This is a genomic window from Tenacibaculum sp. 190524A02b, from assembly GCF_964036645.1.
Classification (GTDB): domain Bacteria; phylum Bacteroidota; class Bacteroidia; order Flavobacteriales; family Flavobacteriaceae; genus Polaribacter; species Polaribacter vairaonense.
Genome location: NZ_OZ038525.1, coordinates 4,298,261 through 4,311,165 on the forward strand (window position 1 = coordinate 4,298,261; position 12,905 = coordinate 4,311,165).

9 protein-coding genes and 2 tRNA genes are annotated in these 12,905 nt (G+C 29.9%); 9 read left to right on the top strand and 2 right to left on the bottom strand.

Annotated elements, in window-relative coordinates:
• Nucleotides 1-159: 159 nt before the first annotated feature.
• Both ABNT65_RS17350 and ABNT65_RS17355 read left to right on the top strand, forming a co-directional pair.
• Complete coding sequence (locus ABNT65_RS17350) at nt 160-1,071, top strand: cupin-like domain-containing protein (protein WP_348738529.1); 912 nt, start codon at nt 160-162, stop codon at nt 1,069-1,071.
• A 314-nt stretch (nt 1,072-1,385) separates the two neighbouring features.
• The gene (locus ABNT65_RS17355) at nt 1,386-3,017 is read left to right on the top strand and encodes an MBL fold metallo-hydrolase (protein WP_348738527.1); all 1,632 of its coding nucleotides are present in this window, start codon (nt 1,386-1,388) and stop codon (nt 3,015-3,017) included.
• A gap of 125 nt (nt 3,018-3,142) precedes the next feature.
• On the opposite strand, the gene ABNT65_RS17360 is transcribed toward ABNT65_RS17355, so the two are convergent.
• Nucleotides 3,143-3,216 (bottom strand) — tRNA-Asn (locus ABNT65_RS17360).
• 61 nt (nt 3,217-3,277) lie between these two features.
• Nucleotides 3,278-3,351, bottom strand: a tRNA-Asn gene (locus ABNT65_RS17365).
• Nucleotides 3,352-3,620: 269 nt separating this feature from the next.
• On the opposite strand from ABNT65_RS17365, the gene ABNT65_RS17370 reads away from it, so the two are divergent.
• The 7 genes from ABNT65_RS17370 (at nt 3,621) to ABNT65_RS17400 (ending at nt 12,882) form a co-directional block, all read left to right on the top strand.
• Nucleotides 3,621-6,347 (top strand): 2-oxoglutarate dehydrogenase E1 component, encoded by a 2,727-nt coding sequence (locus tag ABNT65_RS17370; RefSeq protein WP_348738526.1) that lies wholly within the window; start codon nt 3,621-3,623, stop codon nt 6,345-6,347.
• Between the two features lie 47 nt (nt 6,348-6,394).
• Nucleotides 6,395-7,600 (top strand): 2-oxoglutarate dehydrogenase complex dihydrolipoyllysine-residue succinyltransferase, encoded by a 1,206-nt coding sequence (odhB, locus tag ABNT65_RS17375; RefSeq protein WP_348702798.1) that lies wholly within the window; start codon nt 6,395-6,397, stop codon nt 7,598-7,600.
• Between the two features lie 246 nt (nt 7,601-7,846).
• Nucleotides 7,847-8,320: a hypothetical protein gene (locus tag ABNT65_RS17380; protein WP_348746447.1), complete on the top strand. Its 474-nt coding sequence runs from the start codon at nt 7,847-7,849 to the stop codon at nt 8,318-8,320.
• 86 nt (nt 8,321-8,406) lie between these two features.
• The gene (locus ABNT65_RS17385; RefSeq protein ID WP_348746448.1) at nt 8,407-9,162 is read left to right on the top strand and encodes a GLPGLI family protein; all 756 of its coding nucleotides are present in this window, start codon (nt 8,407-8,409) and stop codon (nt 9,160-9,162) included.
• Complete coding sequence (locus ABNT65_RS17390; protein ID WP_348746449.1) at nt 9,149-11,812, top strand: carboxypeptidase-like regulatory domain-containing protein; 2,664 nt, start codon at nt 9,149-9,151, stop codon at nt 11,810-11,812. Before ABNT65_RS17385 ends, ABNT65_RS17390 begins: the two co-directional genes overlap by 14 nt.
• Nucleotides 11,813-11,831: 19 nt before the next feature.
• Nucleotides 11,832-12,458: an NAD(P)H-dependent oxidoreductase gene (locus tag ABNT65_RS17395; RefSeq protein ID WP_348702803.1), complete on the top strand. Its 627-nt coding sequence runs from the start codon at nt 11,832-11,834 to the stop codon at nt 12,456-12,458.
• A gap of 49 nt (nt 12,459-12,507) precedes the next feature.
• Nucleotides 12,508-12,882, top strand: coding sequence for a VOC family protein (locus ABNT65_RS17400; protein ID WP_348702804.1), 375 nt, complete (start codon nt 12,508-12,510; stop codon nt 12,880-12,882).
• The last annotated feature ends 23 nt before the right edge of the window (nt 12,883-12,905 follow it).

Genomic DNA, 12,905 nt, shown 5'->3' on the forward strand with positions numbered 1-12,905 from the left:
CTATAATACTACTTATAGTATCTCTATAATTTTATAAAGTTGCTAGAGAGCTATAAGAAAAATAGATGGAGTTTTGAGGAATAAAAATGTGATATTAAGTCTAGAGAAAGAAATAATTAGCTACACATTAAAAACAACAACTGCAATTAAACACAAACAATGAATCAAGTAGATATAAAAAAAATAAAATCTTTTGAACATATAACTATTGAAGAAGAAATTAATAGGGAAAAGTTTTACAAAGAATATGTAAATAAAGATAAGCCAGTAGTCATAAGAGGTCTAACAAAAGATTGGCATGCGTTAGATTGGAATACAGAATATTTTAAATCTAAAGAAGAGGGCAAAGAAGTATCTATAAAAGTAGGAAAGATAAGTGAAGGTAAAAGAGAAAAAATGCAGTTAAGTACCTATGTAGAATTATTGGATGAATTTGAACAAAATTTGAAAATGGGTTTAGATGCAGAGATTCCAGGTTATTTGCATGATATTCCTCTCTTTTATATGTTTCCGGAATATTTACCTGATATATTACCTTTTCCTAAGGAGTTACTACCTAAATGGTATCGAAATAAATGGCAAAACTATATTCAGTTTTTTATGGGGTCAACAGGAAGTTTAACTCCTTTACATTTTGATACATTGTTAACAAATAACTTGTTTTTTCAGGTTGTTGGAAGGAAGAAATTTATTTTGATTGAAGCTGCTCAGAAAAAAGATTGTTATATCAAAGGTTGGAGATGGGCTAAATTTGATCCTCAAAATCCAGATTATGAAAAATTTCCAAAGGCAAAGAATCTAAAAATCAAAGAAGCTTTACTTGAACCAGGTGATATATTATATATGCCAGCAGGGATGCTGCATCAAGTTCATGGATTAAGCAAATCAATATCATTTAATATAGATTGGCATACTAAGAGAAGTGCTAGAAAAGGAGTGGCTACTCTATGGAAAGGAGCTCCGCGTCAAAATGTTTTTTATAATGCATTAATATATGCTGGTTTAGCTTTAGGAGTTCCTGAAAAAATAATTTTCCCACTTTATAAATCATATCTAAATTATATTAGCTAATAGTTTTAATAGTTGGCTAACATATAAGAAATTCATCTTCCCTAGTGTTTTATCTGTGAAATTATGATAAAACCAATTTACTACCTCATTAAGCTATGTGTTGAGGTGGTTTACCAGTTCTTATTTAAATTTAATCAAGAGAAAAAGTAGTGTATTTTGGCTTAAAAGAAAAAATGATACAAGTATAGTAAAGAATAGTTAAGATTCTGTTGTATTTTGAAGTGTTGAGCAAAAGAAGCGGTTTTATGGTGTGAGTTTAAGTTAGAAATGGTATTAGTTAATAACTGTAAAATATCTTTTCTAAATAAAAAATAATGAATAAAAAAAAAGTTTATTTAAAACCTAATGTTGTTATAGAGCCTTTATTTGATAAGTGGTATGCTTGGAGTCACTTAATATCTCCAGCTACTAGTGCAATGAATGTAAAAGGAAGACATATAAAGATTATGAATTCGTATATTCAAGCACCAGCTGCTCATGCAGCAGCAGTTGCAAACCCAAAAATGTTAGGAGGGCCTTTTATTGACTATGAAGGAAAAAGAGTAGAAGAAATTAAAAAATTAAAAGAACAAACTTTAGAAAAACAAAAAGATTTGTTGGCTTTTAATGAAGCTATTAATCAGTTGGATTTACTTTTAAAAACAAAAGCAAAAGGCTATTCATTAGCTCCATTATATGATGAAATACCAGAAATATTAAAGGGGTATGTTGAGTTGGTATATGATTTAAATGGGAATCCTTCGTATAGGTTTTTTGAGTCGCTTTTATATAATAGTAAATATTATAAGCCAGAATCTCAAAGTGTTCTTTTGTGGTTAACAAATAATGATGAACGTCCATTTGTGTTGAGTACACCTAGATTGATGGAGGAAGATAAAATTCATTTAGATATTCCTTTTAACCATTCTGGTTTAGATGTTTTAAGTAAAATGAAACGAAACCCTGGTTCATTTGAAGAAATAGCAAATATGTTAGGTGTTCCAGAAAATCAAAAGGATCTTTTTGGTACTTTTTTCACTACAGAGGAGCCACAAGAATATAAAAAATATTCAGGAGACAAAGTACGAATGAGGTATTTTGGTCATGCAAGTATACTTGTTGAAACAAAAGACTTATCAATTATGATAGACCCAGTAATTAGTTATTATGGGTATGATCATGAAGTAGAGCGTTTTTCAGATATGGACTTGCCAGAAACAATAGATTATGTTTTGATTACACATAATCATCAAGATCATATTTTATTTGAAACGCTAATACCTTTACGCCACAAAATAAAAAACATTGTAGTTCCAAGATCATCTAATGGGGCTTTACAAGATCCGAGTTTAAGATTAATGTTAAATGCTGTAGGGTTTAATAATGTAATTGAAATAGATGAGATGGATACCGTAGACTTTCATGATTGTAAGATTACCGGAGTACCTTTTATTGGTGAGCATGCTGATTTAAATATACAATCAAAAGCTTGCTATCACGTAGGGGTTGGTGATTTTACTATGCTTTTTGTTGCTGACTCTTGTAATATAGCAAAGCAACTTTATCAAAATATACAAAATGTATTGGGAGATGTAGATGTAGTTTTTCTTGGTATGGAATGTGACGGTGCTCCATTATCTTGGTTGTATGGGCCGCTTTTAACAACTCCGATAGAAAGAGATAAGGATTTTTCTAGGAGATTAGCAGGATCAGATTATGAAAGAGGGAAGGCCTTAATAGAAGCTTTTAATGCAAAAGAAGTATATGTTTATGCTATGGGGCAAGAACCTTGGCTTGAGTTTATAAGTAGTATAAAGTATACGGATGAATCGCATCCTATTGTGCAATCTAATAAGCTAGTAGAGTATTGTTTAGATAAGGGAGTAGTGGCTGAAAGACTATATGGAGAAAAAGAGATATTATATAGCAAATATTCTGAAAAATTAGAAAAACTTGTGTTAGAATAATGTAATACTTATTTAATAAAACAAAGAAACCGATATTATTTTAAAGATGTCGGTTTTTTTTATTTCTTAAATATTTCAAGTGTTTTAAGCATAAAAAAACATCGTTAAAAAACGATGTTTTAAAGCTCCTCCTCTTGGGCTCGAACCAAGGACCCTCTGATTAACAGTCAGATGCTCTAACCAACTGAGCTAAGGAGGAATGTTCTAAAAAGAACTATATATTAAAATTTGGAAATTATCGGCTTCCAAGTTGCCTTCTGCTCCTCCTCTTGGGCTCGAACCAAGGACCCTCTGATTAACAGTCAGATGCTCTAACCAACTGAGCTAAGGAGGAATTTAAAACATTGTTGTTTTAAAATGCGAGTGCAAATTTAGGCTTTTTTTTAATATCAACAAATAAAAATTAATAAAAAAAACGAAAAAAAATAATAGTAGTTGTAAATCAGTTGGTTATTCTTGAATGGTAATGCTAATTATTAAGTTTGTAGTAAAAAACAACAAATAAAATATATCTGAAAATAAAAATAAAAAAAATACTAGGTTTTGCTAAAAGTTGTACTTTTGTACTCATTATTCTTATATAAAGAAAAGTATAATTAATATATGGACAAGTTTTCGTTCTTAAACGCAGTACATACAGAATTTATTGGTGATTTATATGAACAATACCAAAGAAATCCTGATGCGGTAGAACCAAGTTGGAGAAGTTTTTTTCAAGGCTATGATTTAGCTAATGAAAATTATACATTAAGCGAAGAAGATGACTCAATAGAAATTCCAGAGGAAGTTCGTAAAGAGTTTTTAGTAATCGACTTAATTAACGGATATCGTACAAGAGGGCACCTTTTTACAAAAACAAACCCTGTAAGAGAAAGAAGAAAGTATACTCCAACGTTAGATATAGAAAACTTTGGATTAACTAAAAATGATTTAAATACTGTTTTCAATGCAGGAGAAATTTTAGGGATTGGCCCTAAAAAATTATCCCAAATTATTGAACACCTAAAAGCTATTTATTGTGATAGTATTGGGGTAGAGTATATGTATCTAAGAAACCCAGAAGAATTAAAATGGTGGCAAAATCGTTTAAATCAAAATGATAACCACCCTAAGTATTCTGTTGATACTAAAAAATACATACTTTCCAAGTTAAACCAAGCAGTTGGTTTTGAAAGTTTTCTACAAACAAAATATGTTGGTCAAAAACGTTTCTCAGTTGAAGGAGGAGAAACACTAATTCCTGGAATTAGTATGGCGCTTCGTGATGCTGCTGAAAAATATGGTGTTAAAGAATGTGTTCTAGGTATGGCGCATAGAGGGCGTTTAAATACATTGGTAAACATCTTTAAAAAACCAGTTAGAGATTTATTTAGTGAGTTTGAAGGGAAAGACTTTGAAGATCAGGATATTGATGGAGATGTTAAATATCATTTAGGTCTAACATTAAGCAAAACCTATCAAGAAGGTCAGGAAATAAAAATGAATTTAGTTCCTAACCCTTCACACTTAGAAACGGTAGACGCAGTTGTTGAAGGTATTGTAAGAGCTAAAATAGATAATGATTATAATGGTGATGATGCTAAAATTTTACCAATTTTAGTACACGGGGATGCGGCTGTAGCTGGACAAGGAATCGTGTATGAAGTAATTCAAATGGCTCAGCTAAACGGATATAAAACGGGAGGAACAATACATGTAGTAGTAAATAACCAAGTTGGTTTTACTACAAACTACCTAGATGCGCGATCAAGTACGTATTGTACAGATGTAGCTAAGGTTACTTTATCTCCAGTTTTACATGTTAATGCAGATGATGCTGAAGCGGTTTGTCATGCGATGCAATTGGCAGTTGAATTTAGAATGAAATTCAAACGTGATGTATTTATTGACTTATTAGGGTATAGAAAATATGGACATAATGAAGGAGATGAACCGAAGTTTACGCAACCTAATTTATACAAAGCTATAGCGAAACATCCAAACCCTAAAGTAATATATTCAGAGCAGTTAATAGCTAATGGGACCTTAGATGAAGCCTATGTAAAGCAAATAACTGACGACTATAAAGAAATGTTAGAGGAAGAATTTCAAGAGTCTAAGAAACAAGAAGTTTCTAAGGTAAATGAATTCATGCCTGAAGTATGGAAAGGGTTTATACGTAAGCAATTAGAGGCTATGTTTCAGCCTATAGATACTACGTATGATCTAGAGAAATTAAAAGCAATAGCAAAAACGATTTCTACAGTTCCAGAAGGGGTAAAGTTTTTTAGAAAAGCAGAGAAAATTTTAAAAGATAGAGCTAAAAGAGCTTTTGAAACTAATGAATTAGATTGGGGAACTGCTGAGAATTTAGCGTATGGAACTTTATTAGAGGAAGGTTATGATATTCGCATTTCTGGAGAGGATGTAGAAAGAGGAACTTTCTCACATCGTCATGCTATATTAAGAGATGAACTTTCAGAAGAAAGAATCAACTTATTAAATACGAACCCTAATAATAAAGGAGAAATGACAATCTATAACTCTCACTTGTCTGAGTATGGAGTTTTAGGTTTTGATTATGGCTATGCAATGGCTGCGCCAAATACATTAACTATTTGGGAAGCACAGTTTGGAGATTTTGCGAATGGAGCTCAAATCATGTTTGATCAATATATATCTTCTGCTGAAGATAAGTGGAAGTTGCAAAATGGATTGGTAATGTTATTACCTCATGGATATGAAGGGCAAGGACCTGAGCACTCTTCTGCAAGGATTGAACGTTTTTTACAGTCATCAGCAATTGATAACTGGACAATAGCAAATTGTTCTACACCTGCTAACATTTACCATATCTTACGTCGTCAAATGAAACGTGATTTTAGAAAGCCTTTAATTGTATTTACTCCTAAAAGTTTATTACGTTTACCTAAGGCAGTAAGTTCAATGGAAGAGTTAGCTAATGGAACTTTCCAAGAAGTAATTGACGACACTATAGAGGTTTCTAAAGTTAAAAAGATGGTGTTCTGTATGGGGAAATTCTATTATGATTTATTAGCTGAAAGAGAAGCTTTAGAAAGAGAAGATGTAGCATTAGTAAGAATAGAACAATTGTTCCCGTTAAACAATGCTAAAATCAAAGAAATTATGAACAAATATCCAAATGTAGAACGTTATGTTTGGGCACAAGAAGAGCCTAAAAATATGGGAGCTTGGGGGTATATGTTAGAAAGATTTGAAAATGCTAGGTTAGAATGTGCTTCAAGAGGTTATCATTCTGCTCCAGCAGCTGGATCAAGTGCTCGTTATACAAGACGTCATAAGGCGGTTTTAGCACAAGTGTTTGATTAATTAATAAATAGAAATAAAATAATTCAGATATATAAAAATTAGAACTGATGGTTTTAGAAATGAAAGTTCCTTCTCCGGGGGAATCAATTACCGAAGTAGAAATAGCAACTTGGTTAGTTGAAGACGGTGATTATGTAGAAAAAGATCAACCAATTGCTGAGGTAGATTCTGATAAAGCAACATTGGAGTTACCTGCGGAAGAAAGTGGAATTATCACTTTAAAAGCTGAAGAAGGTGATGCTGTTGAGGTTGGTGCTGTAGTGTGTCATATTGATATGAGTGCAGCTAAGCCTGAAGGAGGAGTAGAGAAGAAAGAAGCTCCTAAAGCTGAAGAAAAGAAAGAAGCTCCTAAAGCTGAACCAGCTAAAGAAACTTATGCAACAGGTGCAGCTTCTCCAGCAGCTAAAAAAATATTAGCTGAAAAAGGAATAAATGCTGGTGATGTTAAAGGAACAGGTAAAGATGGTCGTGTAACTAAAGAAGATGCTGTAAAAGCAGTTCCTTCTATGGGAACTCCAGGAATGGGGTCAAGAGGAACAGAACGTAAAAAACTTTCTATGTTACGTAGAAAAGTGGCACAACGTTTAGTTTCTGTAAAAAATGAAACAGCAATGTTAACTACTTTTAATGAGGTTAACATGCAGCCTATATTTGATTTACGTAAGGAATATAAAGAAGACTTTAAAGCAAAACACGGTGTTGGTTTAGGTTTTATGTCTTTCTTTACTTTAGCAGTAGTTAGAGCCTTGAAAATGTATCCTGATGTAAATTCTATGATTGACGGAGATTATAAAGTAAGTCATGATTTCCAAGATATTTCTATTGCAGTATCTGGTCCTAAGGGGTTAATGGTTCCAGTAATTAGAAATGCTGAGAACTTAACATTTAGAGGTGTTGAAAGTGAAGTAAAGCGTTTAGCTTTACGTGCTCGTGATGGGCAAATTACTGTTGATGAAATGACTGGTGGTACATTTACTATTACTAATGGAGGTGTATTTGGGTCTATGTTATCTACACCTATTATTAATCCTCCTCAGAGCGGTATTTTGGGAATGCATAACATTGTTAATCGTCCAATGGCTGTAAATGGAGAGGTAGTAATTCAACCTATTATGTACGTAGCATTATCTTATGACCATAGAATTATTGATGGAAAAGAGTCAGTAGGTTTCTTAGTAGCGGTTAAAGAAGCATTAGAAAATCCGTTAGAGTTATTAATGGATAATAATCCTAAGAAAGCGTTAGAAATGTAATTTCTATTAGTAATAATTTATAATATTAATCCCATACATTTTGTGTGGGATTTTTTCGTTTAAAGCTTTTTTATTACGATATATATATATTTACAGGGTAAAAGATTGTTAATTAAATGGCCATGAGATTTTGTAAATCTTTTTAGGTAGTTTTTGAAAAAGTTGCTAATTCATTTGCTTTTTTACTACTGTTTATTAAAACCTTTATTATAAGGGTAAAAATTAATTATAAAAACTTTAAAAATTATGAAAAAAGTATTTTTAACTTTAGGATTATTTGCAGGAAGTTTAGCCTTTGCAAATACAAACACAAACTTTGATTCGCAGCCAAGTAAACTCATTGTAAAGCATGAGTTAAAGTCACAAACGATTTCTTTAAAATTAGACCTAGGTGATATTACTAATTTATCAAAAGAAGAAATTTCGAATAGAGTTCAAGCATTTTTATTAGAGAAAATTTCTAATGAAGATGAGCTTTTAGAGTGCGAGGTTTCTGTTACTGCTTCTTTAACTGTTGGTGTTGCTACTGGTTCTATTACTGTGAAAGTAAAAGGAGATTATAGTAAGATTAAACAAGAGGCTAAAGAAATTGTAGATAAGCTTATTGATGATTTAAGGAAGGCGTTAACTGATAAGCAAGTTGGCCCAGACGGAGATGGAAGAATTGGAGCAGAAGAGGAAGGGATAACTGAAGAAGAATTATTAAGGCATAAATCTTAAATATTATAATTGTATTTACATTATGAAAAAATACCTCATAGATTTTATCTGTGAGGTGTTGTAATTAAAAAAATAAATTTTATTTAATGAAAAATAGAGCATTATTAACTTTTTTGTTGATTATAATAGGTGGTATTTGTTTACATGGGCAAGAAAAATACAATATTAAAGTGTCATATAAGATGATGCTTAATTTGGTAAATTATGAAGAAATTAATAGTACTTTATTATGCAATAATAAACAAGCTTTTTTCAAGTATAAAAAAGAATATAAGAATGACCTGGAAGAAGAGTCTACAGATGAAAGAGGTAACTTGACGTATCAGATTAATATAAAGGATGATACTGAGTATTTTATTGTTTCTAACTTATATGGAAATAGTGAAGAACTTAAAAAAGGTTTAGGAAAAAAATCGTATTACATAGTTGAAGAGGTATTACCTGCTATAAAATGGGAAATTACTAGAGAAACAAAAAAAATAGGCGAATATATATGCTTTAAAGCATTGGCTAGATTTAGAGGAAGGAATTATACTGCTTGGTTTACACCTCAAGTTCCCGTGTTATTTGGACCGTATAAGTTTCATGGCTTAAAAGGTTTAATTCTTGAAATAGCTGATGATACAAAAGAGGTAATGTTTAGAGCTGAAAAAATAGAGTATGTTCAATTGCCTATTCAAAAGAAAGATAAAAAAATAAAAAGAGTATCAAAGGAATTTTATAAAAAGAAGATACACAGTTTTTTTGATGACCTTCAAAGAAAGTTAACTAGTAGAGGTGACCGCAATATAAAGATAGAAGTAAAAACAGAAATAAAAACTATTGAAATTGAAGAGAATTAGTTTTCTGGTACTATTTTTTTTAGTAGGCTTTAAAATTAATGGGCAAAGTTGTAGTGTAGTAGGACAAGTTTTAGATGAAAAAACGAAAGAGCCTATAGAGCTAGCAAGTGCGCTATTAAAAAATGAAAAAGAGGAAATTGTTTCTTATACATTTTCGGATGCTAATGGAAATTATAAAATTAAAATAGAAAATCAAGGAAACTATTTTTTAGTCTTTACATATTTAGGGTATCAAGAAAAGAAGGTGCCAGTAAATTATAGAGAAGGTAAAAACATACATTTAAATGTTTTACTTAAAGAAAATAATACTACACTAAAAGAGGTCGTAATTCACTCAGAAAAGCCAATAATTATAGCTAAGGATACCGTTAAGTTTAAAGTGAAATATTTTACGAAAGGAACTGAAAAAACAGTGGAAAATCTTTTAGAAAAAATACCAGGTATAGAAATAGGAAGAGGTGGAGAAATAAGAATTGGAGGAAAAGAAATTGAAAAATTGATGATTGATGGTGATGATTTCTTTGAAAAAGGCTACAAGGTCGTCTCTAAAAATATGCCAGCTTATCCAGTAGAAGAAGTTCAGGTTCTTAAAAATTATGAAAGTAATAGATTATTAAAAGAAATAAAAAAAGGAGGTAAAGTAGCTTTAAATTTAAAGATTGAAGAAAAATTTAAACAAATTTGGTTTGGTAACCTAAATGGTAGTTCTGGTGTTTTCAATGAAAATAGTCAATATGGAGTTACATTTAATGTAATGAATTTTGGGAAAAAAAGTAAATACTATGGTTTGGGTAATTTAAATAATGTAGGAGATGATGCGGGAGATATAACTGGGTTGCTTAATACCAATAAATTAGATGAATTAACTATTGGAGAAGAAAATAAGGCTTCACAAATAATAAACTTTACGCCATATACTTCAGGATTAACAGAAGAAAGAACTAATTTTAACCAGTTGAAATTAGTGTCGTTAAGTAATATTTATAATATAAATTCAAAAATAAAAACACGTGCTATAGGTTTCTTTAGTACTAATAATTATTCTTTTTTAAGGAATAGGCAAGATGTGTATAATTTAAATTTATTTCAATTAACGAATAATGAACATTATAGTTTAGAACAGAATGACAAAACTTTTTTTACTGAATTGGATGTTAATTACGATATAGCTAAAGATAAAATACTTACTTCAAAAACAAGATATACTAACATTAATGCAAATGATATTTCGAAAGTTACATTTAATAGAGTACCATTAAATGAAAACTTATACTCTAAAAAAAGATTTTTAGAACAAAAAATCAACTACACCAATAAATTTAATAATTCGGATGTTTTAATAATAAAAACTAGGTTTTTAAAGCAAAGTATCCCTCAAGTATATAATGCAAATCAATTTTTCTTTGAAAACTTAATTAGTGCACATCAAAATATTGATTCTGTAGAACAAAGAACAGAGAATGATATGTTGTTTATTGGTGCCCAAGCACATTTATTAAAAAAAAATAATAAAAATTTATGGGAATTTCAATTAGGAAATGAATTTAGGGAAGATAAGTTATCTACAGATATAATGCCTTATACAAATGAGGGATTAGTAATTGATTTATCAAAGGATTATCGAAATCGTGCTATTTACAATGAAAACGACCTATATTTTAAAACTAAATATAAACATACATTCAAAAACTTTTCAATAACGGGAAATGTTAATGTACACAAATTGATAAATAGGTTAGAAGATTATGGTAAAAGCGATGAAAAAAGTTTCTTATATATTAACCCTAAAATAGGTTTTAACTGGAATATAAATAAGAAAAATAAGATAGGAATATCATATTCTTATGCAGTTAAGAATGCTAAAATATTGGATGTATATAAAAACTATATATTGACAAATTATAATTCATTAACTAAAGGTACTGGTAGGTTTAATATTTTAAATGAATCTTCTTTATTTCTTAATTATCAGATAGGGAATTTTGGAGATAGCTTTTTAGTGAATACCTTTTTGTTCTACAATCATAATCACGATTTCTTTTCAACAAATACTAATATAGAGAATACATATACAACTTCGGAAAAAATTTTAATAAAAAACAGAGGTTATTTAAATGCAAGTTCTTCTATAAATTATTATATAAAAGATGTTTACACAAATTTTAAAGTCAATTTAAATTATTCACAAGTACAGTATAAGAATATTATAAATGATTCTGAATTAAGAGAAGTAAAATCAGCATCCTATAATTATGGAATGGAATTACGTTCAGCTTTTAAAGGTTTTTTTAATTATCATTTAGGAGTTAATTGGATTACGAGTAAAATACAGGTAGTAAACTCACAATTGTTAACTAACAATACTAGTTTTTTAGACTTATCGTTCTCTTTTAAAAGTGGAATAAGCATGGATGTTAAAACAGAAAGTTATTTTTTTGACGGTTTAACATCAGAAAATAGATATAACTTCGTAGATTTCAAAACTAATTATGAACTAATAAAAGATAAATTAAATATTGGTTTAATAGGAAGGAATTTGTTGAATACAAATTCTTTTGAGAGTGTGTTAATAAATGATTTTGTTACATCTAGAACTTCATATAGGTTGCTTCCTAGGTTAGTTCTTTTGAATCTTGAATATAGATTTTAAATGTTAAAATTAAAGTTTTATGAAACTATTAATAATAAGTGGAAGTAATAGAACAAACTCTATGAGTTTTAAGACATCTGAATATGTTTTAAGAAACGTTTTTGAAAACTATAGAGATATTGATGTAAATATATTAGATATCTCTAATTACCCTGTTTTATTACATCATTATGATGGAGAGCAATCACAAGAATTATTAGAAGCTAAAAAACAAGTGTTAGAACAGTTATATAATAGTGATGCTTTTATTGTTGTAACTCCTGAGTGGGGAGGAATGATTCCACCTGCATTGGCTAACTTATTTTTATTATGTGCTAATGGATCCGCTAATGGAATGCCATTAGGACATAAACCAGGATTTATAATAGGAATATCTGCTTCTGGAGGAGGACATAATCCTGTTCCAATAATTAAAGGGTTCACAGCAAAAAATACACATATTACATGGATATCATTACATGCGGTAATAAATAATGTAGAAAACTTTTTAAGTGAAGAATGGAATCCTGAATCAAAAGGGAGAGTTCAACAAGTACAATCAAGAATTAAAATAGGTATAAAGGCTTTATTAATTTATGCAAAACAATTAAAAGTTGTCCGTGAAGAATTGATAGAATTGTCTAAAATACATCCGTTTGGACAATAGTATATTTTTGTTTCTTAAATTTATAGAGCAAATTTAAAATCACTACCATATGAAGTTAGGAGCCTTTTCAGTTAGTTTATCTGTAAAAGATTTACAGGTGTCAAAACAGTTTTATGAAACATTAGGCTTTAATGTTTTTGCAGGGGATGCTGCTAAAAATTATTTGATAATGAAAAATGATAAAACATTAATAGGATTGTTTCAAGGAATGTTTGAAGACAATATTTTAACTTTTAATCCAGGTTGGGACGAAAATGCAAATGTTTTAAATGACTTTGATGATGTAAGGTTTATACAGCATAACTTAAAGAATAGTGATGTGAAATTAGAGAAAGAAATAGAAAAGAATAATGATTCAGGACCAGCAAGTATAGTTATAAAAGATCCAGATGGAAATGTTATTTTAATAGATCAACATATATAAAACAAGAACGAAGCATAAAAATA

Bases quoted from the DNA above. Each gene is read 5' to 3' on its own strand.
- ABNT65_RS17350 (WP_348738529.1), top strand. From the start codon at position 160: ATGAATCAAGTAGATATAAAAAAAATAAAATCTTTTGAACATATAACT.
- ABNT65_RS17355 (WP_348738527.1), top strand. From the start codon at position 1,386: ATGAATAAAAAAAAAGTTTATTTAAAACCTAATGTTGTTATAGAGCCT.
- ABNT65_RS17370 (WP_348738526.1), top strand. From the start codon at position 3,621: ATGGACAAGTTTTCGTTCTTAAACGCAGTACATACAGAATTTATTGGT.
- odhB (WP_348702798.1), top strand. From the start codon at position 6,395: ATGGTTTTAGAAATGAAAGTTCCTTCTCCGGGGGAATCAATTACCGAA.
- ABNT65_RS17380 (WP_348746447.1), top strand. From the start codon at position 7,847: ATGAAAAAAGTATTTTTAACTTTAGGATTATTTGCAGGAAGTTTAGCC.
- ABNT65_RS17385 (WP_348746448.1), top strand. From the start codon at position 8,407: ATGAAAAATAGAGCATTATTAACTTTTTTGTTGATTATAATAGGTGGT.
- ABNT65_RS17395 (WP_348702803.1), top strand. From the start codon at position 11,832: ATGAAACTATTAATAATAAGTGGAAGTAATAGAACAAACTCTATGAGT.
- ABNT65_RS17400 (WP_348702804.1), top strand. From the start codon at position 12,508: ATGAAGTTAGGAGCCTTTTCAGTTAGTTTATCTGTAAAAGATTTACAG.